This is a genomic window from Actibacterium sp. XHP0104, assembly GCF_025751515.1.
In the GTDB taxonomy this organism is placed as follows: domain Bacteria; phylum Pseudomonadota; class Alphaproteobacteria; order Rhodobacterales; family Rhodobacteraceae; genus Actibacterium_D.
The window spans coordinates 1-25,101 of sequence record NZ_JAOWLE010000009.1; the positions used below are offsets into that span (position 1 = coordinate 1).

The 25,101-nt window shown below is 64.6% G+C and carries 27 protein-coding genes; 14 read left to right on the forward strand and 13 right to left on the reverse strand.

Annotated elements, in window-relative coordinates; translation table 11 throughout:
- Positions 1-110: 110 nt before the first annotated feature.
- A complete protein-coding gene (locus OE856_RS12700) occupies positions 111-695 on the reverse strand; it encodes an amine dehydrogenase large subunit (protein WP_263716516.1) in 585 nt (194 codons plus the stop codon).
- A 507-nt stretch (positions 696-1,202) separates the two neighbouring features.
- Entirely contained in the window at positions 1,203-2,738 is a 1,536-nt protein-coding gene (locus tag OE856_RS12705; RefSeq protein ID WP_412174888.1) for a SulP family inorganic anion transporter, read from the reverse strand.
- Between the two features lie 240 nt (positions 2,739-2,978).
- Here OE856_RS12705 and OE856_RS12710 point away from each other — a divergent pair, with 240 nt between their 5' ends.
- Positions 2,979-3,845 (forward strand): S-methyl-5'-thioadenosine phosphorylase, encoded by an 867-nt coding sequence (locus OE856_RS12710; protein WP_263716519.1) that lies wholly within the window; start codon positions 2,979-2,981, stop codon positions 3,843-3,845.
- A gap of 3 nt (positions 3,846-3,848) precedes the next feature.
- On the opposite strand, the gene OE856_RS12715 is transcribed toward OE856_RS12710, so the two are convergent.
- Positions 3,849-4,022 (reverse strand): hypothetical protein, encoded by a 174-nt coding sequence (locus OE856_RS12715; RefSeq protein WP_263716520.1) that lies wholly within the window; start codon positions 4,020-4,022, stop codon positions 3,849-3,851.
- A gap of 109 nt (positions 4,023-4,131) precedes the next feature.
- Here OE856_RS12715 and OE856_RS12720 point away from each other — a divergent pair, with 109 nt between their 5' ends.
- Complete coding sequence (locus tag OE856_RS12720; RefSeq protein ID WP_263716521.1) at positions 4,132-4,254, forward strand: hypothetical protein; 123 nt, start codon at positions 4,132-4,134, stop codon at positions 4,252-4,254.
- A 53-nt stretch (positions 4,255-4,307) separates the two neighbouring features.
- Complete coding sequence (locus OE856_RS12725; RefSeq protein ID WP_263716522.1) at positions 4,308-4,847, forward strand: adenine phosphoribosyltransferase; 540 nt, start codon at positions 4,308-4,310, stop codon at positions 4,845-4,847.
- On the opposite strand, the gene OE856_RS12730 is transcribed toward OE856_RS12725, so the two are convergent.
- Genes OE856_RS12730 through OE856_RS12740 form a run of 3 tightly spaced genes read right to left on the reverse strand, consistent with a single transcriptional unit; the run spans position 4,844 to position 7,075 of the window.
- A complete protein-coding gene (locus tag OE856_RS12730; protein ID WP_263716523.1) occupies positions 4,844-6,154 on the reverse strand; it encodes an MATE family efflux transporter in 1,311 nt (436 codons plus the stop codon). The two genes, OE856_RS12725 and OE856_RS12730, sit on opposite strands and share 4 nt — an antisense overlap.
- On the reverse strand, positions 6,144-6,653 hold the full coding sequence (locus OE856_RS12735; protein WP_263716524.1) for a PaaI family thioesterase: 510 nt from the start codon (positions 6,651-6,653) through the stop codon (positions 6,144-6,146). Before OE856_RS12735 ends, OE856_RS12730 begins: the two co-directional genes overlap by 11 nt.
- Positions 6,650-7,075, reverse strand: coding sequence for a PaaI family thioesterase (locus tag OE856_RS12740; protein WP_263716525.1), 426 nt, complete (start codon positions 7,073-7,075; stop codon positions 6,650-6,652). Before OE856_RS12740 ends, OE856_RS12735 begins: the two co-directional genes overlap by 4 nt.
- A gap of 105 nt (positions 7,076-7,180) precedes the next feature.
- On the opposite strand from OE856_RS12740, the gene OE856_RS12745 reads away from it, so the two are divergent.
- The 9 genes from OE856_RS12745 to OE856_RS12785 all read left to right on the forward strand — a co-directional run bounded on the left by OE856_RS12745 (position 7,181) and on the right by OE856_RS12785 (position 15,880).
- Positions 7,181-8,329 (forward strand): putative manganese transporter, encoded by a 1,149-nt coding sequence (locus tag OE856_RS12745; protein ID WP_263716526.1) that lies wholly within the window; start codon positions 7,181-7,183, stop codon positions 8,327-8,329.
- Positions 8,330-8,409: 80 nt separating this feature from the next.
- Positions 8,410-8,781 carry a MerR family transcriptional regulator gene (locus tag OE856_RS12750; RefSeq protein WP_263716527.1) on the forward strand — a complete coding sequence of 124 codons (372 nt, stop codon included), beginning with the start codon at positions 8,410-8,412 and terminating at the stop codon, positions 8,779-8,781.
- Between the two features lie 103 nt (positions 8,782-8,884).
- On the forward strand, positions 8,885-9,271 hold the full coding sequence (locus tag OE856_RS12755; protein ID WP_263716528.1) for a MerR family transcriptional regulator: 387 nt from the start codon (positions 8,885-8,887) through the stop codon (positions 9,269-9,271).
- 20 nt (positions 9,272-9,291) lie between these two features.
- Positions 9,292-11,070 (forward strand): acyl-CoA dehydrogenase C-terminal domain-containing protein, encoded by a 1,779-nt coding sequence (locus tag OE856_RS12760; protein WP_263716529.1) that lies wholly within the window; start codon positions 9,292-9,294, stop codon positions 11,068-11,070.
- A gap of 43 nt (positions 11,071-11,113) precedes the next feature.
- A complete protein-coding gene (locus tag OE856_RS12765) occupies positions 11,114-11,326 on the forward strand; it encodes a hypothetical protein (RefSeq protein ID WP_263716530.1) in 213 nt (70 codons plus the stop codon).
- A complete protein-coding gene (locus tag OE856_RS12770; RefSeq protein ID WP_263716531.1) occupies positions 11,323-11,961 on the forward strand; it encodes a glutathione S-transferase family protein in 639 nt (212 codons plus the stop codon). Before OE856_RS12765 ends, OE856_RS12770 begins: the two co-directional genes overlap by 4 nt.
- An 11-nt stretch (positions 11,962-11,972) precedes the next feature.
- Positions 11,973-13,184: an acetyl-CoA C-acetyltransferase gene (locus OE856_RS12775; RefSeq protein ID WP_263716532.1), complete on the forward strand. Its 1,212-nt coding sequence runs from the start codon at positions 11,973-11,975 to the stop codon at positions 13,182-13,184.
- A 2-nt stretch (positions 13,185-13,186) separates the two neighbouring features.
- Positions 13,187-13,654: a cupin domain-containing protein gene (locus OE856_RS12780; RefSeq protein ID WP_263716533.1), complete on the forward strand. Its 468-nt coding sequence runs from the start codon at positions 13,187-13,189 to the stop codon at positions 13,652-13,654.
- Between the two features lie 36 nt (positions 13,655-13,690).
- The gene (locus OE856_RS12785) at positions 13,691-15,880 is read left to right on the forward strand and encodes a 3-hydroxyacyl-CoA dehydrogenase NAD-binding domain-containing protein (RefSeq protein ID WP_263716534.1); all 2,190 of its coding nucleotides are present in this window, start codon (positions 13,691-13,693) and stop codon (positions 15,878-15,880) included.
- A 33-nt stretch (positions 15,881-15,913) separates the two neighbouring features.
- Here the strand turns inward: OE856_RS12785 and OE856_RS12790 are convergent, their stop codons facing one another.
- Positions 15,914-16,561 carry a sulfotransferase family protein gene (locus OE856_RS12790; RefSeq protein WP_263716535.1) on the reverse strand — a complete coding sequence of 216 codons (648 nt, stop codon included), beginning with the start codon at positions 16,559-16,561 and terminating at the stop codon, positions 15,914-15,916.
- A gap of 118 nt (positions 16,562-16,679) precedes the next feature.
- Between OE856_RS12790 and OE856_RS12795 the strand changes: the two genes are divergently transcribed.
- Together OE856_RS12795 and OE856_RS12800 are read left to right on the forward strand one after the other, a co-directional pair.
- Positions 16,680-18,317, forward strand: a complete 1,638-nt coding sequence (locus OE856_RS12795) for a long-chain-fatty-acid--CoA ligase (RefSeq protein ID WP_263716536.1) — start codon at positions 16,680-16,682, stop codon at positions 18,315-18,317.
- A gap of 86 nt (positions 18,318-18,403) precedes the next feature.
- Entirely contained in the window at positions 18,404-19,417 is a 1,014-nt protein-coding gene (locus tag OE856_RS12800; RefSeq protein ID WP_263716537.1) for a hypothetical protein, read from the forward strand.
- A gap of 66 nt (positions 19,418-19,483) precedes the next feature.
- Here the strand turns inward: OE856_RS12800 and OE856_RS12805 are convergent, their stop codons facing one another.
- The 6 genes from OE856_RS12805 to OE856_RS12830 form a co-directional block, all read right to left on the reverse strand.
- Positions 19,484-20,365 carry an SPOR domain-containing protein gene (locus OE856_RS12805; RefSeq protein ID WP_263716538.1) on the reverse strand — a complete coding sequence of 294 codons (882 nt, stop codon included), beginning with the start codon at positions 20,363-20,365 and terminating at the stop codon, positions 19,484-19,486.
- Between the two features lie 67 nt (positions 20,366-20,432).
- Entirely contained in the window at positions 20,433-21,065 is a 633-nt protein-coding gene (gene upp / locus OE856_RS12810) for a uracil phosphoribosyltransferase (RefSeq protein WP_263716539.1), read from the reverse strand.
- Positions 21,062-22,042 carry an adenosine deaminase gene (locus OE856_RS12815; RefSeq protein ID WP_263716540.1) on the reverse strand — a complete coding sequence of 327 codons (981 nt, stop codon included), beginning with the start codon at positions 22,040-22,042 and terminating at the stop codon, positions 21,062-21,064. Before OE856_RS12815 ends, upp begins: the two co-directional genes overlap by 4 nt.
- Positions 22,039-23,250 carry a phosphopentomutase gene (locus tag OE856_RS12820; RefSeq protein WP_263716541.1) on the reverse strand — a complete coding sequence of 404 codons (1,212 nt, stop codon included), beginning with the start codon at positions 23,248-23,250 and terminating at the stop codon, positions 22,039-22,041. The genes OE856_RS12815 and OE856_RS12820 overlap by 4 nt, the downstream gene beginning before the upstream one ends.
- On the reverse strand, positions 23,250-24,557 hold the full coding sequence (locus tag OE856_RS12825) for a thymidine phosphorylase (RefSeq protein ID WP_263716542.1): 1,308 nt from the start codon (positions 24,555-24,557) through the stop codon (positions 23,250-23,252). Before OE856_RS12825 ends, OE856_RS12820 begins: the two co-directional genes overlap by 1 nt.
- Entirely contained in the window at positions 24,557-24,952 is a 396-nt protein-coding gene (locus OE856_RS12830) for a cytidine deaminase (protein ID WP_263716543.1), read from the reverse strand. Before OE856_RS12830 ends, OE856_RS12825 begins: the two co-directional genes overlap by 1 nt.
- Positions 24,953-25,101: the final 149 nt, after the last annotated feature.

The following is a 25,101-nucleotide window of genomic DNA, read 5'->3' on the forward strand; positions in this document are numbered from 1 at the left end:
TGCCCCATCAAAACTTCAACCTGCCGCAACTTCGAGACAATCTCTTCGGGCTTCGGTCGCTTGTTCGCCATTCTCAGTCCTCCGTTTCCTAAACATAACGGTGGACCAGTTCAGATGGGGAGGCTCAGGGTCGAAAACGAAGTGCTCTCGACCGAGGGATAGGCCGTCCAGCAGCCGGGGGTCGGAATTTCCACCAGATCCTTGCCGGCCTTCAGGTCGACGATATTGACAGAGGTCGCAGGCGTGGCGTTCTGCAGGACAAGGTAGTTGCCATCCGCCGAAAGATTGATGATGCCCTTCTGGCTAAGCGTTTGCGCCAGCTTGTTCGATACGACAAGTTCGCGCTCGGGGTTCAGGGTCGAGGCATTCCACTGCTGAACCACACCCTCGACTTCGCCATAGGTATAGCGCCGCAGATAGACCGACCCGGTATAAAGCGACGCCATGTCCGGCGACATCATCATCTGTGCAAACGTGCCCGTGCCGATAGTGCCGGCCATGGACAGGTCGTTAGCGTTCAGGATCGAGATCTGGCTGGACCCGTTGATGCCGAAATCCATGACGAAGACATGCTCTCCTTCAGAGATACGCTCTTCGACGGTCAGGATTTCAGGTTCGATGTTCACTTCCTGGGCGAACGCGGGGCTACCTGCACCGGCCGCCACGGAAAGAAGTGCGATAAGTTGATGTTTCATTGACCACCTGTTGAATTGTGTTTTGTGACTGATCGCCATCAGAGGCTGACGCACCCAATGGTTCGCTTTGCTGGCGCCATAAGCGCCAGAACTAGGTTTCACCGACGCCAACGGCGTCTGCCGCGACCCGTCGCCAATGAACGGGTTGGGGCGTGAAAGGGTGATTTTGATCCCTGGTATGTCTCCTCGCCAGCCAATCCTCCTTTGGCTGTCCCTCAGCTAAGCACGATTTTTTTCAGGCGACTTGGCGTACAACGCCAGAAACACTGCACGCTGCGCCAAAACCAAGCCTGTTGATATCTGATAGAGAGCCGGCATCCGCGACACGGCCCGCTTGCCAGTAGGACAAGTCAAATCGGCCGTGAGTGCGAAACCGCGGATCTGATGCCCGTTCCTGGCTAAAAGGCGGGGGGCACAAGCCCCCCTTTAAACCTTGAACAACCGGGGCAGGCGACCTGCCCCCATCGTGATGCAATTACGTCAATAGGCTGGCCTGTCGCCGGGCGATCAGTGCCCTGCCCCCAGCACGCCGGTGCGCACGGCATAGTTGGTCGCGACCTGATAATCGGGGTCGTCGTCTGAATCGATCATCAGCTGCCCGGCCTTGGTCAGCAGTTGGTGGCAGTCGCGGCTGAGATGGCGCAGTTGCACCTGTTTGCCGGCGGCCTCGTACTTCGCGGCGATGGCCTCGATGGCGGTCAGGGCCGATTGGTCGGCGACGCGGCTGTCGGCAAAGTCGATGATCACCTGTTCGGGATCGGCGGCGATATCGAAGATTTCAGAGAACCCCGCGGCCGAGCCAAAGAACAGCGGCCCCTGGATCTGATAAACCTTGGCGCCGTCGGGGGTTTCGCTGGTGCGGGCGTGGATGCGGCTGGCATTCTGCCAGGCATATTCCAGCGCCGATACGATCACGCCCACCACCACGGCGATGGCCAGGTCATAGGCGACGGTGGTGATGGTCACCAGCACGATCACCAGCGCATCGGCCAGCGGGATTTTCCGCATGATGGTCAGCGATTGCCAGGCGAATGTACCGATCACCACCATGAACATCACGCCGACCAGCGCGGCCAGGGGGATCTGCTCGATCAGCGGGCTGGCGGCCACGATGAACAGCAGCAAAAACAGCGCCGCCGAGATGCCCGACAGGCGCATCCGCCCACCCGATTTCACGTTGATCATCGACTGGCCGATCATGGCGCAACCGCCCATGCCGCCAAAGAAACCGGTGACCACATTGGCCGTGCCCTGGGCGATGCATTCCTGGCTGGCGCCGCCGCGCTCGCCGGTGATTTCACCGACCAGGTTCAGCGTCAGCAGGCTTTCGATCAGGCCGATCGCGGCCAGGATCAGCGCATAGGGAAAGATGATTTCCAGCGTGTGCAGATCGAACGGCACCATCGGCAGGTGGAATTGCGGCAACCCGCCCTCGATCGAGGCCATGTCGCCCACGCGCGGCACGTCGATACCAAAGGCGATGACCAGGCCGGCGGTAATCGCGATGCCCGCCAGCGGCGCGGGAATGGCGCGGGTCAGCTTGGGCATGCCCCAGATGATCACCATCGTGGCCACGACCAGCGCCAGCATGGTGATCAGCGGCCAGCCGGTCATCCATTCGCCATCAATCTTGAACTGGGTCATCTGCGCCAGGAAAATCACGATCGCCAGACCGTTCACAAAGCCCAGCATCACCGGGTGCGGCACCAGCCGGATGAATTTCCCCAGCCGGAATATGCCCGCAAGAATTTGCATGATGCCCATCAGAACCACGGTGGCGAACAGGTATTCGACGCCGTGCTCGGCCACCAGCGCCACCATCACCACCGCCAGCGCGCCGGTCGCGCCCGAGATCATGCCGGGCCGCCCGCCGATCAGCGCCGTGATCAGGCCGACCAAAAAGGCCGCGTAAAGGCCCACCAGCGGATGCACCCCCGCGACAAAGGCAAAGGCCACCGCCTCGGGCACCAGCGCCAGCGCCACGGTCAGACCGGCCAAGAGCTCGGTCTTGATGCGGCCGGGGGTCAGCCCGGCGGGCGACATCGACAGGGATGCGGGCGAGTAACGCTCGGCAAAAGCGGCAAGAAGGGATCGGGGCAAGGGATCTGTCCTGATTGGGATCGGTTGTTCGCGCCCGTGCTGGATAGCCGCATTTTGCCTTAAAGGAAACCGCTGCACCGCAGAAAATACCGGGGCTGCGCCGCGCGCATGGCCGCATTTGCCGGGTTTACAGCCGCTTTCGCCGGTCTAAAGTGGGGCGGCACAACCATCGGGGGAACAGGCATGGCGCGCAAGATCGGGGTCATCGGCGGCTCGGGCGTTTACGATATCGACGGGCTGGAAGGCGCCGAATGGCGCAGCGTCGACACCCCCTGGGGCGCGCCCTCTGACCAGATCTTGACCGGGCGGCTGAACGGGGCCGAGATGGCCTTTCTGCCCCGCCACGGACGCGGCCATGTGCATTCGCCCAGCACGGTGCCCTATCGCGCGAATATCGACGCGCTGAAACGGCTGGGCTGCACCGATGTGGTGGCCGTGTCGGCCTGCGGGTCGTTCCGCGAAGAGATGGCACCGGGCGACTTCGTGGTGGTCGATCAGTTCATCGACCGCACATTCGCCCGCGAGAAATCGTTCTTTGGTACCGGCTGCGTGGCGCATGTGTCGGTGGCACACCCCACCTGCCCGCGCCTGTCGGCGGCCTGCCTGACGGCGGGGCGCGCGGCCGGGATCACCATGCATGACGGCGGCACCTATCTGGCGATGGAAGGGCCGCAGTTCTCGACCCTGGCGGAATCGAAACTCTACCGCGAGGTCTGGGGCTGTGACGTGATCGGCATGACCAACATGCCCGAGGCCAAATTGGCCCGCGAGGCAGAGCTGTGCTATGCCAGCATCGCGATGGTCACCGATTACGACAGCTGGCACCCCGACCACGGCGCGGTGGATATCAGCGATATCGTGGCCATCCTGACCGGCAATGCCGACAAGGCGCGCAACCTGATCACCCGCCTGCCCGCCCTGCTGGGCGCGCCCGCTCCCTGCGCCGATGGCTGCGACCGGGCGCTGGATCATGCCATCCTGACCGCGCCGTCCAAGCGCGATCCGGCGGTTGTGGCGCGGCTGGACGCGGTGGCGGGACGGGTGCTGTAGGCCCTACTGTTCGGTGTTTTCCTGAATGAACCGGCGGATGAATCCGCGAATCTCGCGCGCGGCGCTGGTGTCCATATCCTTGCACAGCTGCACGAATTCGTCGCGCTGCGCCTTGTCCAGCCGCAGAACCAACTGACTGTCTTTGTTGTTCTTTTTCTTGTCAGATCTCTTGTTCACGGATTTTTCACGCTGTCACAATTGATTCACACTGATATGCAATGTATATACAAAACATATCAGTTTGCATTACTAGTTACTCAATCGAGCATGTAGGAGGAAACAAAAAATGATGCTGCAAACGGCACAATCGCTTTTGGTTCGCGACCGGATGGACTGGCGCAAGCCGCATCTGAATTGGCTGCCCGGCCGGCTGTATCGCTATTTCAGCGAGGTAAAGAACCGCGCTTGATCCGCGCGCGCGGCTAGGCCACAACATCGGCAGTTCACGCGAAAGGTCTGCCGATGCCCCCCCGCAAAACCGTCAAGGATTACATCCGAACCATCGTGGATTTCCCGCATGAGGGGATCATGTTCCGCGATGTGACCACGCTGTTCGCCGACCCACGCGGGTTTCGCATGGCGATCGACCAGATGCTGCACCCCTATGCCGGCATGCCGATCGACAAGGTTGTCGGGCTCGAGGCGCGCGGCTTCATCCTGGGCGGCGCGATCGCGCATCAGCTGTCGCTGGGCTTTGTTCCGGTTCGCAAAAAGGGCAAGCTGCCCGGCGCGGTGATTTCCGAAGAATACACGCTGGAATATGGCGAGGCCGTGGTCGAGATCCACGATGACGCCATTCAGCCGGGCGAGCGCGTGCTGCTGGTCGATGACCTGTTGGCCACCGGCGGCACGGCCGAGGCCGGGATCAAGCTGATCGAGCGTCTGGGCGGCGAAATCGTCGGCTGCGCCTTTGTCATCGACCTGCCCGATCTGGGCGGGCGGGCGCGGCTGGAAAAGATGGGCATGGATGTGCATGCCCTGTGCGATTTCGACGGGCTTTAATCGGCCAGACGTTCCAGCGCGGGATAGCGCGAGCCCAGCGTGAGGCCGCGCGCCACGAAGGAAATCAAAAAGGCGATCCACAGCCCGTGATTGCCCAGGGGCGGGATCAACAGCGCCGCCGCGATCACGTAGATCACAAAGGACAGGGCCATCATGTTGCGCATGTCTGTGCTGCGTGTCGCGCCGATGAAGATGCCATCCAGCAGCCAGCTGGGCGCGCCCAGCAGGGGCGCCGCGATCATATAGGGCAGATAGGCGCGTGCGGCCTCTCGCACCAGGGGCGCCGTGGTCATCAGGTCGATGATCAGCCCGCCCGCCACCGCAAAGATCAGCGCCAGCACCGCGCTGGTGCTCATCGTCCAGATCAGGCACAGCTTGGCCGCGCGGCGCAACGTTTCCCGCGCATGGGCGCCCAACGCCTGCCCCACCAATGCCTCGACCGCGAAGGCGAACCCGTCCAGCGCATAGGCGGTGATATAGAGGAATTGCAGCAGGATCTGGTTCGCGGCCAGCGGCACGTCGCCGAAATCGCTGCCCAGAAACAGGAACGAGATAAAGATCGCCTGCAACAGCATTGACCGGATCATGATGTCGCGATTGACCCGCGCCATGTGGATCAGCCGCGCCCGATCAAAGACGCGCGGCCAGTCGCGCCAGGCGGGGGTGTTAAACCCGTCGCGGCACAGCCACAGGCCCAGCGCGGCGCCGCTGGTTTCGGCGATGACGGTGGCCGTGGCCACGCCGCCCACGCCCCAGTCCAGCCCCAACACGAACAGCAGATCCAGCACGATATTGACGCCGTTCATCCACAGCTGAATGACCAGCACCGCGCGGGTGCGTTCCTGCGCGATCAGCCAGCCGGTCAACCCATAGACCGCGATCGCGGCGGGCGATGACCAGATGCGGATGCTCATGTAGTGACGCGCGAGGCCCTCGACCTCGGGGCTGGCGGGCGAGATGGCAAAGGCCGCGTTGAACAGCCAGATCTGGCCTGCAATCAACAGCACCCCCGCCGCCATGGCCAGCATCATCGCCCGCGACAGCAGGGCCGAGACCTCGGGCGCGTCGCCCGCGCCCAGCGCCTGGCCGGTCAGGCCGGTCGTGCCCATCCGCAGAAAGCCAAAGATCCAGTAAAGCCCGCCGATGATGATCGCACCGATGCCCACGGCGCCGATCGGGGCCGCCTGCCCCAGTTGTCCCACAACGCCGGTATCGACCGCGCCCAGGATGGGCACGGTGGCATTCGACAGGGCAATGGGCCAGGCAATGCGTAGCACGCGCGCATGGGTGACGGGCTTAGCGGTCATCCTGGGGCATGAGGAAATGGCCGGTGGCCTGTGCGAACAGCCGGCTGCGGTTGTCCTGCCAGCCTTCGACATGAACGCTGGCATAGCGCCGCCCCGACCGGTTGACCCGCGCCCGCGCATAGGCGTCGCGCGGCAGGCCCGACCGCAGGTAGTCGATGGTAAAGTCGATGGTCTTGGGCAGGCGCGGCAGATGCGCGGGGTCAAGCGCGGTGGGGTCCAGATCGCCGCGCTCCATCCGATCCCACAGGATCGACCAGCTGAGGCCGATGATCGCGGTCACCTCGAGAAAGGCCGAGGTCACCCCGCCATGCAGCGCGGGCAGAAACGGGTTGCCGATCAGCGTGTCATTGAAGGGCAGGATGGCGGTCAGCTCGTCCCCGCGGCGGTCGAACTCGATACCCAGATAGTTGATATAGGGCACGCCATGCACCAGCGCGTTCAGCGCGGCATCGCGGCGTTGTTTGACCACTTGCATGGGTTCAGGAGGGGTACGCGTCATTTCCGGCCCTCCACGGTAAAGGCGCCCGAGGCCGTGGCGACGGGCCGGTCGCGGTCCTCATCCATGGCCACCGCCTTGACGAAGGCCACCGAGCGGGTGACGTGATAGCATTCGGCGCGGGCGACGATGCGCTGCCCCGGCGTGGCCGGGCGCATATAGTCGATCCGCAGGTCGATGGTGGCGGTGACGGGCGATGAGGTCGGATGCGCCATGACCGAGGCCCCCGCGCAGGTATCCAGCAGCGCCGACACCGCGCCACCATGGATCACCCCGGTCAGCGGATCGCCGACAAGGCGTTCGTCATAGGGCATGGACAGTTCCGCCACACCCTCGCCCAGCTCATCAACTCGGATCGACAGGGCGCGCGCATGGGGAATGCCATTGATGAATTGTTGTGCAAGTTCCTGACGCTCGTCCGACATGACCACCCCTTTTTCTGCACTGCAGTGTATTCGCTCTTGCCAAGGCGACGGCAAGCCCCTAAATGTGCAATTGAGAATTATTCGCATTTAACGTCGCGTGAGCACATGACCCCTGTCGATCTTCATACGCCTGCCCGTGGATCGTCGCTGACGGCCCGCCTGCCCGGGCCTCTGCGCCCCCGGCGGCTGTTGGTGGTGCTGGCCTATCTGGCCCTGGCCCTGGCCCCCGGCGAGCTGGGCGAGATGACGCGCGGGCTGTTCACCGATGCCTTTACGCAGGTGTCGGTGTTTGTCGCGGCGACGCTGATGCTGTTCTACGGGGCCGAGCGGCTGTTCCGCTTTGATCTGGGCACCGCGTTGGAAAACGCGCGGGGCTGGCAGGTGCCGGTTGCCGCGCTGTTGGGCGCCACGCCCGGCTGCGGCGGTGCCGTTGTGGTTGTGGCGGCCTATAGCTCGGGCCATGTGGGCCTTGGCGCGATGGTGGCGACACTGACCGCCACGATGGGCGACGCGGCCTTTTTGCTGATTGCAACGCGGCCCGACGCGGCGATGGTGGTGCTGCCGCTGTCGCTGGCTGTGGGTATCGTGTCGGGCTGGATGGTGGATCGCATCGCCCCCATGCCCGAGGCCAGCCCGGTTGCCAAATGCGACATCGCCCCGCGGATCGGCCGCGTACGCACCCGCGACTGGGCCTATCTGGCCATCGCCCTGCCCGGCCTGGTGGTCGGCGCCGCGCAGCTGGGCCAGATCGAGATCACCCAGATGCTGGGCATTCCCGTGACCGCCATCGCCTGTGCCGGCATCGGCCTGGGCCTTGCGATCTGGGCCATCTCGCCGGTTACGGCAATGACCAACCCCGCCGATGCCCCCGCGACCAGGGCCGCCGAGGAAACCAGTTTCATCACCGTCTGGGTCCTGGCCGCCTACCTGGCCTATGACCTGGCGGCGGTCTATGCCGGGCTTGATCTTGAGGCCTGGTTCAAGACCTTTGCCCCGATGTTGCCGCTGATCGCGATTACCGTCGGTTTCGTGCCGGGCTGTGGGCCGCAGGTTCTGGTCTGCACGCTGTATATCAACGGGGCGATCCCGTTCTCGGCCCTGATCGGCAACGCGATCTCAAACGACGGCGACGCGCTGTTCCCCGCCATCGCGCTCAGCCCGCGGGCGGCGTTCCTGGCAACCGCCTATTCCGCCATCCCGGCGCTTATCGTGGCCTATGGGTTCTATTTTCTTGCCCCCGGTTTCCTGAACTGATTTGCACACTGCCTCTGATGGGTTTACCGTTACGTTAGCAACGATTTTTCGTAACGTCATAAAGACAACAGGGAAGTGCAATGGTTGGCGAGCGTCTGAGCTTTAAAGAGATGTGCGCGCGATTCGATGTGACACCGCGAACTTTGCGGTATTACGAGTATATCGAGCTGCTCAGCCCGGAGAAGGAAGGCCGTAGCCGGTTCTACACCGGACGCGAGATCGCCCGCATGACACTGATCCTGCGCGGTCGGCGCTTTGGATTCAGCCTTGAGGAAATCCGCCAGTGGCTGGAAATGTATGAAAGCGAAGGCACCGAGGCGCAAAACCGCGTCTGGGTCGAACGTGCCGACCGGCAGCTGGAAGTGCTGCAAAAACAGGTGCAGGACCTGCAAGACACCATCACCGACCTGCAAAAGCTGCGCGACGACGTGGCGGTGACGCTGAAGGACTGAGGGCGGCTAACGCCACGTCATATTGACGTTTACGTAAACGTCACTTGCGAGACCCACCCCGCTTGCCCATTCTTCTCTCGAGACGAGACATATGGGCAGAGCCATGGACGACGAATTCTCGACCATCAGTGAAATGTGCAGCGCGTTCGACGTGACGCCCCGCACCCTGCGGTTCTACGAGGCCAAGGAACTGCTGTTCCCCAAGCGCGAGGGGCAAAAGCGCCTCTTTACCCGCAGTGACCGCGCCCGGCTGACCCTGATCCTGCAAGGCAAGCGCTTTGGCTTCAGCCTCGAGGAAATCCGGCAGCTGCTCAATCTCTATGACATCGACGACCAGCAGGAAACCCAGCTGTGCAAGACCATCGACGCCTCGCGCCGCCATCTGGCCGAGCTTGAGCGCAAGCGTGACGAGTTGAACGACGCGATCCGCGATCTCAAGGTTCAGATGGACTGGATGGCCAATCGTCTGACGGAAATTCAGCAAGACTGACCCGCAATCAGGAGGACATGATGCCCACCTACGCCGCCCCCACCCGTGATTTCGCCTTTGTGCTGCACGATGTGCTGAAGGTCGACCAGTCCGACATCCCCGGCTATGCCGAGCTTGAGGCCGATTTCACCAACGCCGTGCTGGAAGAGGCCGGCAAGCTGGCGTCCGAGGTTCTGGCGCCGCTGAACCGGGTCGGCGATCAAGAGGGCTGTGTTCTGGAAAACGGCACTGTGCGCACGCCCGAGGCCTTCAAACCCGCGTTCGAGCAGGTCAAGGCGGGCGGCTGGACCGGGCTGGATTGCGATCCCGATTATGGCGGTCAGGGCATGCCGCTGGTGCTGAACACCGCCGTGGGCGAGATCTTTGTCTCGGCCAACATGGCGTTCAACATGTATTGGGGCCTGACCCACGGCGCCTATTCCACCATCCACGCCCATGGCACCGACCAGCAAAAGGCGACCTATCTGCCCAAGATGGTGTCCTGCGACTGGACCGGCACGATGAACCTGACAGAGCCCCATTGCGGCACCGATCTGGGCCTGATGCGCAGCAAGGCCGAGCCGCAAGATGACGGCAGCTATCGCATCACCGGGCAAAAGATCTTTATCTCGGCGGGCGAGCACGACCTGGCCGAGAACATCATTCACCTGGTGCTGGCCAAGGCGCCGGGAGGTGGCGAGGGCACCAAGGGCGTGTCGCTGTTCATCGTGCCGAAATTCCTGGTCAACGACGATGGCAGCCTGGGCGAGCGCAACGGCGTGTCTTGCGGCGCGCTTGAGGAAAAGATGGGCATCCACGGCAACTCGACCTGCGTGATGAACTATGACGGCGCGACCGGCTATCTGCTGGGCGAGTTGCACAAGGGCATGAGCGCCATGTTCACCATGATGAACGAGGCCCGCCTGGGCGTTGGCCTGCAAGGCATGTCCCAGGCCGAGGCCGCCTATCAGAACGCGGTGATCTATGCCAAGGACCGCCTGCAGGGCCGTGCGGTGACGGGGGCCGAAAACCCCGACGGGCCGGCCGATCCGCTGATCGTGCACCCCGATGTGCGGCGCAGCCTGATGGATCAGAAAAGTTTCATCGAAGGCGCGCGTGCCTTTGGCCTGTGGTCGGCCACGCTGCTGGATCGCGCGCACAAGATGGACGACGCCGATGCCGAAGGGCTGGTCAGCCTGCTGACCCCGGTGATCAAGGGCTTTTGCACCGACAAAGGGTTCGAAAGCGCGGTTCTGGCCCAGCAGGTTTACGGCGGTCACGGCTATATCGAGGAATGGGGCATGTCGCAATTCGTGCGCGATGCCCGGATCGCCATGATCTATGAGGGCGCCAACGGCGTGCAGGCGCTGGATCTGGTCGGGCGCAAGCTGACGTCAGACAGCGGCAAGCACGTGATGGCCTTCTTTGATCTGGTCAAAAGCTTCATCAAGGAAAACGAGGCCGATGCCGCACTGAAAGAGGGCTTTTTGGACCCGCTGAAAAAGGCCAGCAAGGATTTGCAGGCGGCGGGGATGTATTTCATGCAGCACGGTATGAAAAACCCCAATGCGGCGCTGGCGGGGTCGTATGACTTTATGCATCTTTTCGGCCATGTCTGCCTGGGGCTGATGTGGGCGCGGATGGCCAAGGCCGCGCAGGATGCGCTGGCCTCTGGCACCGGCGACGCGGCCTTCTACGAGACCAAGATCGCCACCGGGCGCTATTACATGGCGCGGCACCTGCCCGCGACGGGGATGCACCTTGCGCGCATCGAATCCGGCGCCGATCCGGTAATGGCACTGGACGCGGGGCAATTCTGACCCGAGGATCGGCATGACACGATCCAACCCAAGGAGACCGACCTTGCCCAAGCGCCTGCGCCTGACCCGCCGCTTTCCCGTCGCGATGACCGAGGACGGATACCGCCGCCTGCGCCGCTTTGCCCGCGAGGCCGGTCTGGACGAGGGCGAGGCGCTGTCGTTCCTGTTCGAACATTTCGACAGCATCACCAACCACGAAAACCTGTCGCACCGGTTGCGGCTGTTCAACGCCGAACTGGAGGCCCGAAAGAGATGACCATCAAGCTGTATTGCTTTGGCGAAAGCGGAAATGCCTACAAGGCGGCGCTGACGCTGCAACTGGCCGGGCTGGAGTGGGAGCCGGTCTTTGTCGATTTCTTCAACGGCGAGGCGCGGTCCGAGGCGTTTCTGGACCTGAACCCGATGGGCGAGGTGCCGGTGATGATCGACGGCGATGTGACGCTGACCCAATCGGGCGTGATGCAGGATTACATCTCGTCGAAAACCGGCCAGTTCGGCGGGCGCAGCGCGGCCGAGCGACGCGAGATCCTGCGCTGGCTGTTCTGGGACAATCACAAGATGTCGTCGCAATGCGGCACCACGCGGTTCCTGATGAATTTCATCCCGCCCGAGAAACGCCCCGCCGAGGTGATCACCTTTATGCAGGGCCGCCTGCGCGCCGCCTTCAAGGTGCTGAACCGCGCGCTTGAGGGGCAGGACTGGCTGGTGGGCGATCAGCCCACGATCGCCGACCTGGCCTGCTGCGGTTACCTCTATTACCCCGAGCCGTTCGGCTTTGATCGCGCGGACTGGCCCAATATCGACCGCTGGCTGGACGGCATCGCCGCCCTGCCCGGCTGGAAACATCCCTATGACCTGATGCCCGGAAACCCCGGTGACCGGGCCGCATGAAAGAGGACATGATGACCGACGCCTATATCTATGACGCCGTGCGCAGCCCCCGTGGCAAGGGCCGCCCCGATGGCAGCCTGCACGAGGTGACCTCGCTGCGCCTCAGCGCGCAGATCCTGAATGCAATCCAGGCCCGCAACGGGCTGACCGGCCATGCGGTCGAGGACGTGATCTGGGGCAATGTCACCCAGGTGGGCGAACAGGGCGGATGCCTGGCGCGCTCGGCCGTACTGGCGTCAGACCTTGACGAACGCATCCCCGGCCTGTCGATCAACCGGTTCTGCGCCAGCGGGCTAGAGGCCGTGAACATGGCCGCCAACCAGCTGCGCGGCGGGGCCGGTCAGGCCTATATCGCCGGCGGGGTCGAGATGATGGGCCGCGTCGCCATGGGCAGCGATGGCGCGGCCATTGCCGTCGATCCGTCGCTGGCGATGAAAACCTATTTCGTGCCGCAGGGCATTTCCGCCGACATCATCGCCACCGAATACGGGTTCTCGCGCGAGGATGCCGATGCGCTGGCGGTCGAAAGCCAGCGCCGCGCGGGCGTCGCGATGGCCGAGGGCCGGTTCGACAAGTCGATCATTCCGGTGACCGACCAGAACGGCCTGCCCATTCTGGATCACGACGAATACCCCCGCCCCGGCACCGACATGGCGTCGCTGGGCGCGCTGAAACCGGCCTTCAAGGACATGGGCGAGGTGATGCCGGGGTTCGATCAGGTGGCGCTGATGAAATACCCGCACCTTGAACGCATCAACCACATCCACCATGCCGGCAACAGCTCGGGCATCGTGGATGGCGCGGCCGCCGTGCTGATCGGCACAAAGGAATTCGGCAAGGCCAACGGCCTGAAACCCCGCGCCCGCATCCGCGCAACGGCCAAGATCGGCACCGATCCGACGATCATGCTGACCGGCCCGGTGCCGGTGACCGAAAAAATCCTGGCCGACAGCGGCATGTCGATATCCGACATCGACCTCTTTGAGGTGAACGAGGCGTTTTCGGCCGTCGTGCTGCGCTTCATGCAGGCGTTTCAGGTCGATCCGTCGCTGGTCAACGTCAATGGCGGCGCGATCGCGCTGGGGCACCCCTTGGGCGCCACCGGGGCAATAATTCTGGGTACCCTGCTGGATGAGCTGGAACGCACCGGCAAGGGCGTCGGCCTGGCGACGCTTTGCGTGGCCTCGGGCATGGGCGCGGCCACCATCATCGAACGGGTGTGACCATGGGCGTGATCGACATGGATAGGGTGCCGGTCAAGACCGGCTCGATCTACCCTGCCCCTTACGGCGAACAGATGGCCGGGCGCAGTTCGCTGCGGCTGGGCCAGGCGGGCGGGCTGACGCAGTTCGGCGCCAATCTGGTGATCCTGCAACCCGGCGCGCGCTCGTCGCTGCGCCACTGGCATGAAAACGAGGATGAGTTCGTGATGGTCACCCAGGGCGAATGCACTCTGGTCATGGACGCGGGCGAAACGGTGATGCGCGCGGGCGATTGCGCGGCCTTTCCGGCCGGTGTGGCCGACGGGCATTGTTTCGTGAACAACACCGATGCCGAGGCGCGGTTTCTGGTGGTGGGCAGCAAGGCCCCGCATGAAGTCGCCTGGTATTCCGATATCGACATGAAGGTTGAGGTGGCCGATGGCACGGCCGTCTTCACCCGCAAGGATGGCAGCCCGCTGGATCAGGCCTGATCCGCGCACAGACGAGACCCTGAAAGGGAGAGAGACATGACTGAATTCAGCTATGCCGTGGATGGCGAGGGCGTCGCGCTGATCACCTGGGATCTGGCCGGCAAAAGCATGAACGTGATGACCATGGCCGGGCTGGCCGAGTTCGAGGCGCATCTTGATGCGGCGCTGGCCGATGAGGCGGTCAAGGGCGTGGTGATCACTTCGGCCAAGGACAGCTTTGCCGCCGGGATGGATCTGAACGTGCTGGCGGGCATGGCCCGTGGCAGCGACCCGGCGCGCGGCGTGTTCGAGGGGCTGATGAAGCTGCACGCCCTGCTGCGCAAGGTGGAACGCGCGGGCATGGACTCCAAGACGCTGAAGGGCGGCAAGCCCATCGCCACCGCCCTGCCCGGCACCGCCCTGGGCGTCGGGCTGGAACTGGCGCTGTGCACCCATCGCATCTTTGCCGCCGACAACCCCAAGGCCCGGATCGGCCTGCCCGAAATCATGGTCGGCATCTTTCCCGGCGCGGGCGGCACCACGCGGCTGACGCGCAAGCTGGGCGTGATGGCGGCGGCGCCCTTCCTGCTGGAAGGCAAGACCGTGCCACCGCAAAAGGCGAAGTCGGCGGGCCTGATCGACGAGGTGGTCGATGACCCGGTTGCCTCCGCGCGCGAATGGGTGCTGTCAGCCACGGATGCCGATCTGGTGAAACCCTGGGATCAGCGCGGCTATAAGATGCCCGGCGGCGCGCCCTATCACCCGGCGGGTTTCATGACCTTTGTCGGCGCCAACGCGATGGTGCTGGGCAAGACCAAGGGCGTCTACCCCGCCGCCAAGGCGATGCTGTCGGCGATCTACGAGGGCGCGATGGTGCCCTTTGACACCGCGCTCAAGGTCGAGGCGCGCTGGTTCACCACGGTGATGATGAACCCCTCGGCCAAGGCGATGATGCGGTCGATCTTTATCAACAAGGAAAAGCTGGAAAAAGGCGCCTCGCGCCCGGCGGATGTGCCTGATCAGCGGGTGAAAAAGGTCGGCGTTCTGGGGGCGGGGATGATGGGCGCGGGCATCGCGCTGGTCTCGGCCCAGGCCGGGATCGAGGTGGTGCTGGTCGATCAAAGCATCGAGGCCGCCCAGCGCGGCAAGTCCTATTCCGAAACCTACATGGACAAGGGCATCAGCCGCGGCAAATCCACGCCTGAGCAGAAAGAGGCCCTGCTGGCGCGGATCACCGCCACCGATGATTACAGCGCGCTGCAAGGTGCGGATCTGATCGTCGAGGCGGTGTTCGAAGACCCCGGCATCAAGGCCGAGGTCACGCAAAAGGTCGAGGCCATCGTGGGCGAGGACTGCATCTTTGCCACCAACACCTCGACCCTGCCGATCAGCGGTCTGGCCAAGGCCAGCGTGCGGCCCGAACAGTTCATCGGCATTCATTTCTTCTCGCCTGTGGACAAGATGATGCTGGTGGAAATCATCAAGGGCAAACAGACCGGTGACCGCGCCGTGGCCAAGGCGCTGGATTACGTGCGCCAGATCCGCAAGACGCCGATCGTGGTCAATGACGCGCGCTATTTCTACGCCAACCGCTGTATCCTGCCCTATATCAACGAGGGCATCCGCATGGTGCGCGAGGGCGTGGCACCGGCGCTGGTGGAAAACGCCGCGCGCCTCTTGGGCATGCCGGTGGGGCCGCTGCAGCTGGTCGACGAGATCTCGGTCGAGCTGGGCGTCAAGATCGCCAAGGCCACCAAGGCGGCGATGGGCGATGCCTATCCCGATGATGACGTGGATGAGGTGGTGTTCTGGATGGCCAATCTGGGCCGGATGGGTCGCAAGGCCAATGCCGGTTTCTATGCCTATGACGAAAAGGGCCGGCGCACCGGGCTGTGGGACGGTCTGGCTGCGCAATACCCTGTGGCCGATGAGCAGCCCGAGCTGCACGAGGTGCAGCACCGGCTGATGATGGCGCAGGTGCTTGAGGCCGTGCGCGCGCTGGAGGAAGGCGTGCTGATGGATATCCGCGAGGGCGACGTGGGCGCCATTTTGGGCTGGGGTTTCGCGCCCTGGTCGGGCGGGCCGTTCGGCTGGCTGGATATCCTGGGCGCGGGCCGCGCGGTCGAGATCTGCGAGGACCTGACCGCCCGCTTCGGGCCGCGTTTTGCCACCCCCGCCCTGCTGCGCGAGATGGCCGACAAGGGCGATACGTTCTATGGCCGCTTTGACAAGGCTGCCGCTGCCTGATTGCCAGGGGCGCGGCTGGCCCGCCTGCCGCGCCTAGTCGAACCGATAGCCGAACCGCGCGATATCGGTCGCGCATAGATCCGCCACCAGGGCGGCATCGTCGGGCCGATAGTGGCCGTGATAGTCCCCCTGCCGGGCCGATCGGTTCACATGCGGCAGGTTCAGGCGAAAGCCCAGATGCGCCTCGACCGGGGCCAGGTCGGTTTCCAGATGCTCTAGCCGCACAAAGGCGTCGCACCGTTCATGCCCGTCGGGGGCGGTGACATAGCCCGCCGCCCCGTCAGCCGCCAGCGAGGCGCGGGTATGCGGATGGTTGAGAAACCCGGTAAAATCGAGCGACTGCGCCAGGGTGATTGCCGGGTGGTCGAATCGCTGCGCCCGCGCCCAGTGGTAATAGCTGACCATCCGGTCCCACGGGTTGCGCACCATGGTAAAGACAAAGAACGCGGCCATCTCGTCGGGCTGGATCAGCCCCGCCACATCCGCCAGCCGCGAATGTTTCCACAACCGCCCCGCTGTCTGAGCCTCGCGCAGGCGGTGGCGGCGCTTTTGCGCCTTGGGCGTGTCGCCGATCAGTATGTCATCGGCCGCCGCACGCGATTCCAGCGCCAGCGCCATCGAGGTGCCGCCGGTCTTGGGAATATGCACAAAGATGAAGCTGCGTTTGCGCGAGATGATCATTGGGCTACCCTATGTCGGCGGCGACTTGTCGCAAAGATCACAAAAGCCCTTTTCAAAGGGGGCGGGTCTCGACCATAATGTCAGACAATTAAAAGACCACGCCAGAGGGGAGTACGAAATGGGCTGGCTTGCCGACGAAACTGGGCTGGACAAATGTGCCGCCAACCACGTGCCGATGACACCGCTGTCGCATCTGCGGCGCGCCACCGATGTATTTCCGGATCGGATCGCGCTGATCGACCGGTCGCGCCGCTTTACCTATACGCAGCTGCACGAGCGGGTGTCGCGCCTGGCATCGGCGCTGACGCAACTGGGCGTCAAACCCGGTGACGTGGTGGCGACGCTGCTGCCCAACATCGCCGCCCAGGTCGAGGCCACCTGGGCCGTTCCCGCCTGTGGCGCGGTGCTGAGCACGATCAACACCCGGCTCGAGGCCGAGAACGTGACCTATATCTTTGGTCACTCCGGCGCCAAGGTGGTGCTGGTCGACAGCGCCCTGCTGCCGCTGGTCGAAGCCGCAGTCAGCCGCATGGACGCCAAGGATGTGCCGCTGATCGTCGAGGCGCCCGACCACGAAGCCGGGTTCCAGCCCTCGGGCCGCCACCCCGATTACGAGGATCTGCTGGCAAAGGGCGACCCCGGTTTCGAATGGGTGCTGCCGCAGGACGAATGGGAAAGCCTTGCGCTGAACTATACGTCGGGCACGACCGGCCTGCCCAAGGGCGTGGTCTATCACCACCGCGGCGCCTATCTGATGACCATGGGCACCGTGATTGCCTGGCGCATGGTTCTGCATCCGAAACTGTTGCTGATCGTGCCGCTGTTTCACTGCAATGGCTGGTGCCATACGTGGATGCTGCCGGTTCTGGGCGGCACGGCGGTGTGCTGCCGCGACGTGACGGCGCGCAACATCTATCACGCGATCTCGGCCGACGGGGTCACGCATTTCGGCGGCGCCCCGATCGTTTTGAACGCCATCGTCAATGCCAAGGAAGAAGACCGCGCGCCCTTTGACCACATCGTCGAAGTGTTCACCGCAGGCGCCCCTCCGCCCGCCGCGACCCTGGCCAAGATCGAGCCGCTGGGCTTTAACGTCACCCAGGTTTACGGCCTGACCGAGACCTATGGCCATATCACCGAAACCACCTGGAAGGCCGAGAAATGGGACGACCTGCCCCAGGCCGAGCGTGCCGAGATCAAGGCCCGTACGGGCGTGGCCTTGCCGACGGTCGAAGAGGCCACCGTTCTGGATGACCAGATGGCCCCGGTGCCGCGCGATGGTGCCACGGCCGGCGAAATCATGATCCGCGGCAACACGGTGATGAAGGGCTATTACAAGAACCCCGAGGCCACTGCCGAAAGCTTTGCGGGCGGGTATTTCCACACCGGCGACGTCGCCTTCCGCCATCCCGACGGCTATATCAAGATCACCGACCGGGCCAAGGACATCATCATCTCGGGCGGCGAAAACGTCAGCTCGGTCGAGGTCGAGGGCGCGCTGATGCACCACCCCGCGGTCGAGCTCTGCGCCGTGGTCGCCAAGCCCGACGAGAAATGGGGCGAGGTGCCCTGTGCCTTTGTCGAGCTGCGCGAGGGCATGACCGTCACCGAGGCAGAGCTGATCGCCTTTGCGCGTGAGCATCTGGCCGGGTTCAAGACACCGAAACGCGTGGTGTTCGCCGAGCTGCCGAAAACCTCGACCGGCAAGATCCAGAAGTTCGAGCTGCGCACCGTCGCGAAAACGCTGGACGACTGATCGGCCCGGCCTTGATTTGATTGTCGCCATCCCTTGCCCCCGATAGTATGGGGCAAGGGTATGGTAACGAGCAGGCAAGGCCGCGCATGACGGCGCTGACACAATTTCAACGACTCGAGGCATCGGGGCTGTGGCGGGAATATCCCGGCGCACAGCGTCGGGATGTGATCGTGTCGTTCGGGGATGCCTCGCTGGTGATCGCGGACATGCGCGAGGTGGCGCTGACCCACTGGTCGCTGGCGGCGGTGCGGCGGGTAAACCCGGGCGAAAGCCCTGCGCTTTATGCCCCCGGCCCCGAAGATTCCGAGCTTTTGGAAATCGACGACGATGTGATGATCGACGCCATCGCCAAGGTCATGACCGCGATCGAGCGCCAACGCCCCCGCCCCGGCCGGTTACGGCTGGTGCTGCTGGGGGCCAGCGTGGCGCTGGTGGTGGCAATGCTGCTGTTCTGGCTGCCGGGGGCGCTGCGCCGGCACACGGTGTCGGTGGTGCCGCCCAGCGTGCGCGCCGAAATCGGCCAGTCGCTGCTGCGCCAGATCTCTACCCTGTCGGGTGCGCCCTGTTCGGCCCCGGCGGGCAATCGCGCACTGGCGCGGCTGTCGCAAAAGCTGACCGGGCTGGGCAATGGCGTGGTGGTGCTGCCGGGCGGGATCACGGTGTCGAACCATCTGCCGGGCGGCACGATCCTGCTGAACCGCGCCCTGGTCGAGGATTACGAGGATGCCGATATCGTCGCCGGGTTCATCCTGGCCGAGACCGAGCGCATGGCCGCGCAAGACCCGCTGGACCGGCTGCTGCGTCAGGCCGGCACCATCGCCAGTTTCCGCCTGCTGACCACCGGAACCCTGCCCGACAAGGCGTTGGCGAAACACGCCCACAGCCTGGTTGCGGCCCAGCCTGCGCCGGTCGACGATGCCGCCCTGCTGGCCCGGTTTGCCGAGGCGCAGGTGCCATCAACCCCCTATGCCTATGCGGTCGATATTTCCGGCGAAACCACGCTGAGCCTGATCGAGGCCGATCCGATGCGCGGCCAGTCGCGCCTGCCGGTGATCAGCGACAGCGACTGGGTGCGGGTGCAGGGCATCTGCGGCGGCTGACCCCAAACGAAAAACGCCCCGCGCACTCTCGTGGGGCGCGGAGCGTTTTCTGTGTTCCGGTTATTTTTATCGCGTGAATGCGTCCCGGAACCCTGCCTTACGGACGGCCGAAAGGGCCGAATTCAATTGTGCCGCATCGTCGAACGGCCCTGCCATGACGATCTGGGCGGGCTTGCCAGCGGCGCGGCCCTGCCGGACGGCCACGGGCAGCCCGATGGCGCGCAGACGGGCGACGGTGCCCTTGGCATTGGCCGCAACGCCGAACATGCCGACCTGCACATAGCGCCCGGCGCTGGTGGCGGGCTTGGACGGCTGGGCGCGGGTCGAGACGCGCACCGACACGCTTGCCGGGCTGGCCTTGGCGCGGGTGGCCTGCACGCGTTTCACCTTGACCAGACGCGCGGGCACGTCGCGGGTCCAGACCTGATCCATCTGCGCCTCGCCCTGGGCAGTGCCCTTGGCGCGATGCGGGTTCAGCCGGCCATCCTTCCAGGCAAAGACATAGCCCTTGGGCACGAACACGGTGGTCGGCACAGGGTCACTGACCACCAGCTGCATCGGCGCGGGCCGGGCCGGTTCGGCCACGGGCGGCGGCGCGACCTTGCGGACGGGCTGCGCCACGGCGACAGGTTGTTGCGGTGCCGGGGCGGGAACCGGGGCCGGTTTGGCGACGGCGGCTTCAACCGGCGCAGACGCCGCAGCCTGCGTCGGCTTGAACCCGCACATCACCTCACGCGCGCGGTTCACCCGCGGCACCCAGTCGACCTGACCGCCAAAGCCCGCGCGAATATAGACGCAGCCCCGGCTGTCGACATATTGGGTACCCGTATAGCCCGCTGGCGGCATTTCGGCCGGCCCCTCGTCCTTGCTCAGCGGCTTTGCCTGAACGCCACCTGTGAAGATCGCGGTGGCGGCCGCCAGGGCCACCACCAGTTCACGTGCTCGCATTTTCGCCTCGATTGTTGTTAGGCGAATCATGCAGGAACGGCGCGAATCAGTAAAGGGGTGATCGGGTCTATTTTGTGCCGAACATGCGGTCACCCGCATCCCCTAGGCCCGGAACAATATATCCATGGTCATTCAGACGCTCATCCACAGATGCTGTGACGATCGGCACGTCAGGGTGGGCCTCTTTCATGCGGGCGATGCCCTCGGGCGCAGCCAAGAGGCACAGGAAACGGATATTCGTGGCGCCCGCCTGTTTCAGCAGATCAATCGCCGCGACCGAGGAATTGCCCGTGGCCAGCATCGGATCGACGGCGATGACCAACCGGTCTTCCAGCGCGTCGGGCACCTTGAAATAGTACTGCACGGGCTTCAGTGTTTCCTCGTCGCGGTAGAGCCCCACGAACCCCACGCGTGCCGAGGGCACCAGATCGAGGATACCGTCCAACAGCCCGTTCCCCGCCCGCAGGATCGACACCAGCGCCAGTTTCTTGCCATCCAGAATGGGCGCGTCGATTTCCTTGAGCGGCGTCTCCACACGCCGCGTGGTCATCGGCAGGCCGCGCGTCACCTCATAGGCCAGCAGCAGCGAGATCTCGCGCAAGAGCTGCCGGAAGCCCGCGGTCGAGGTATCCTTGTCGCGCATCAGGGTCAGCTTGTGCTGCACCAGCGGGTGATCGACGACGGTCAGATGTTCGGTCATGTCTGCGGCTCCAGTTTCTTGGCAATCGCCTCGCGGGTGGCATCATCGCAGAATGCGGCCTCCAGCGCGGTGCGGTTGAGGGTGTCGAATACCCCATCGTCCCAGTCGAACGCATCGGCCAGGCGGTCATATTCGCGGGTCATCGTGGTGTGGAAAAACGGCGGGTCATCGGTGGACACGGTGACCTTGACGCCCCGGTCGAACAGCATCCCGATCGGGTGGCGGCGCCAGTCGGGGTAAAGCCCCAGCGCGATGTTCGAGCCGGGGCAGACCTCGAGCACGATGCCGTTTTCGGCCAGCTCATCCACCAGCGCCAGATCCTCAGACGCGCGCACCCCGTGGCCCACGCGCGTCACCCCCAACGCCAGCGCATCGCGCACCGATTGCGGCCCGCCCCATTCGCCGGCATGGGCGGTCAGGTTCAGCCCGGCCTCGCGCGCCATGTCAAACGAATAGGCGAAATCTGCCAGCTTGCCCGCGCTTTCATCCCCTCCGATGCCGAACCCGACGATCCAGTCGCCCGCTGTTTCCTGGGCGCAGGCGGCGGCCTCGCGGGCCTTGTCGGGGCCGAAATGGCGGATGCAGGTGACGATGCCGCGCAAGGTGATGCCCATGCCGCGCTCGGCCTCGTCGGCGGCCTCGCGGATGGCGTGCAGGTATTCGCGCCACGCGCCCAGATCGCGCCCGCCACAAAAGTCGGGGGACAGGAAGGTCTCGCTATAGACCACGCCATGCTCGGCGCTTTGCTCAAGCACGGCCAGGGTCAGGCGGCGATAGTCATCGGGCGATTGCAACACCGAAGTCGCGGCCTCGTAGACGCGCAGGAATTCGGGGAAATCGCGATAGCGATAGCTGCCATCCTCGGCAAATATGCCAGAGATATCGACATGTCGCGCCTTGGCCAGATCGCGGATGAATGCGGGCGGCGCGGCACCTTCGTGATGCAAGTGCAATTCTATTTTATTTCGTAACTTCATAGCTTTGCAGATTGATCTTGAGGTTTTTCAACACCCAGATGCCCCGCGATCAGATCGGCCACGCCGGTAAAGGGAAACAGGCCCAGCTCTTGCAGGCCGACGCCATGGCCCACCACCGGCACTCGCTCGCGCGTGTGGTCAGTGCCGACCCAGGTAGGGTCGTTGCCGTGGTCGGCGGTAAAGACAAACAGGTCGCCCTCGCGCGCCTTGGCGAACAGCGCGGGCAGTTGCGCATCGAACCATTCTAACGCCTTGGCATAGCCCGACACGTCGCGGCGATGGCCATAGAGGCTATCGAACTCGACGAAGTTGGCGAAGGTCAGGCTGCCGTCTTCGGCCTCAGAGATTGAGTCGAGAAGGTACTGCATCAGATTGGCATCATTGCCTTTTTTGACATCGTCTATGCCATGCATCGAAAAGATATCGCCGATCTTGCCGATGGCATGCACCTTGCGCCCGGCGCCTTGCACCCAGTCGCACAGCGTTGGCGCAGGCGGGGCCATGGCAAAGTCGCGGCGGTTGGGCGTGCGGGTAAAGCCCTCTTCGGGCGAGCCGGTAAAGGGGCGCGCGATCACCCGGCCCACGCGCATCTTGTGCAAGGTCGGCGCCAGGGCGCGGCACAGATCCAGCAGCTGATCGAGGCCAAAGGTTTCCTCATGCGCGGCGATCTGGAACACGCTGTCGACCGAGGTATAGCATATCGGCCAGCCGGTCTGCATATGCTCGGCGCCCATCTTGTCGATGATCAGCGTGCCAGAGGCATGGCAGTCGCCCAGGATACCTTCGGTGCCGGCCAGCTGGCACACCTTGATGATAAGATCATCGGGAAAGCTGTTGGTTTTGCTTGTGAAATAATGCCAGTCCCAGGGCACAGGCACGCCTGCCAGCTCCCAGTGGCCGGTGGGGGTATCCTTGCCGGGCGACTGTTCGGTGGCCGCGCCCCAGAGGCCCGCCGGGGTTGCGTCAAGGCCGGGCGTGTCCTCGCCCGAGGCCAGCCGGATCGCCGCGCCCAGCCCCAGCGCATCGAGATTGGGCAGGCGTAGCGGGCCGCTGCGGCCCTCTTCGGCGGCGCCCATGGCACAGGCCTGCGCGATATGGGCCAGCGTGTTGGCCCCGCTGTCGGGCGAGCCGTCATTGTAGAACTGGTCGGCATCGGGCGCGCCGCCACAGCCGACGGAATCCATGACAATCAGAAAGGCACGGGGCATCAGCGAAGCCTCTTGTAGATCAGCGGCGGCACGGCGCAGGCGGTCGGGCCGATGGTATAGGCGGCACGCACGGCGGCCACGGCGGCGTCGGCCTGATCGGGGGTCGCGGCATGGACCACCGCCAGCGGCAGGTCGGGCGACACCTGGTCGCCCAGCATCGCCAGCCCGGTCAGCCCGACCGACGGGTTCACCCGGTCGGTTTCACGTTTGCGCCCGCCGCCCAGATCGACCACCGCCAGACCCAGCGCGTGACAGTCGATCGCGGCAACGCGCCCGGTGGCCAGCGGCATCACTTCGCGCTGCACCGGCGCGGCGGGCAGGCGATCGCGCCAGCGGTCGATGAAATCGGCGGGGCCGCCCAGCTCGGTCACCATGCGGCCGAACCTTTCGGCGGCGGCACCGGTTTGCAGCGCCATGCCGATGCGCCCAGCCCCGTCGGCGGCGTCAGCAGCCAGCCCGCCCAGCGCCAGCAGCTCGCCGCCCAGCGCGCAGGTCAGATCCCACAGTGGCGCCGAGACCTGCGGGCCGGTCAGCGCCTCCATCACCTCGATCACCTCGACGGCGTTCCCGGCCGAGGAAATCAGCGGCTGGTTCATGTCGGTGATCAGCGCCGTTGTCATACAGCCCAGACCCTGCGCGGTTTCGACCAGCGCCTCGGCCAGTTCCTCGGCCTCTTCCATCTCGACCATGAATGCGCCGCTGCCGACCTTGACGTCCAGCACCAGCCCCTCCAGCCCGGCGGCCAGTTTCTTGGACAGGATCGAGGCCGTGATCAGGTCGATGCTTTCGACCGTGCCGGTCACGTCGCGGATGGCGTAAAGGCGCTTGTCCGCGGGGGCGATATCGGATGAGGCGCCGACAATGGCGCAGCCCAGTTCGCGGGTGATCCGGCTCAGGCGTTCGGTATCGACCTCGCCGCGATAGCCGGGAATGGCCTCGAGCTTGTCCAGCGTGCCGCCGGTATGGCCCAGCCCCCGCCCCGAGATCATCGGCACATAGGCCCCGCAGGCCGCCAGCGCCGGGGCCAGCACCAGCGACACGCAATCGCCGATGCCGCCGGTGGAATGCTTGTCCAGCACCGGGCCGGGCATGTCCCAGTGCAGCACCTGGCCGCTGTCGCGCATGGCGCGGGTCAGGGCAACGCGTTCGTCCCGCACCAGCCCGTTCAGCAGCGCGGCCATGGCGAATGCCCCGGCCTGCGCGTCGGTGACGACGCCGCTGGCCAGGCCCTGCGCGAACCAGGCAAGCTCTTCGGCGCTCAGATGCTCTTCGTCGCGCAGCTTGGTGATGATGACGCGGGCGTCCATCAACCACCGTGTTCCATATGCGCGCGGCCAAAGGCGCCGGGCAGCAGTTCTGCCATGGTGGCGGTCTGTTCCTGGCCGTCGAGCGTAGCCATGGTGACGGCCACGTGGCTGGTGGCGAATTCGGCCAGTTTCTGCCGACAGCCGCCGCAGGGCGTGACCGGATGCGGGCTGTCGGCGATCACGGCGACCTCGGTGATCTCATATTCACCCGCCGCGCACATGGCGGCGATGGCGCCGGCTTCGGCGCAGGTGCCTTGCGGGTAGGCCACGTTTTCGACGTTGCAGCCGGTATAGACCGCGCCGCTTTTGCCGCGGATCGCGGCGCCCACCTTAAAGTGGGAATAGGGCGCATAGGCGTTCTCGCGCACCGATCGGGCATGATCTATCAATGACATGGCGCACCTCCTGCCGCAGTCTGATCCGGCCCCGCCCGCGATGCAAGCCCGCCCGACACCTGAACCGCACGTCACCGCCATTGGCTTCACCGGGCGAACCATCCCTGCCCCGGCGCCCCGTGCAACCCGGCCATTCGTGACGTGGGGTC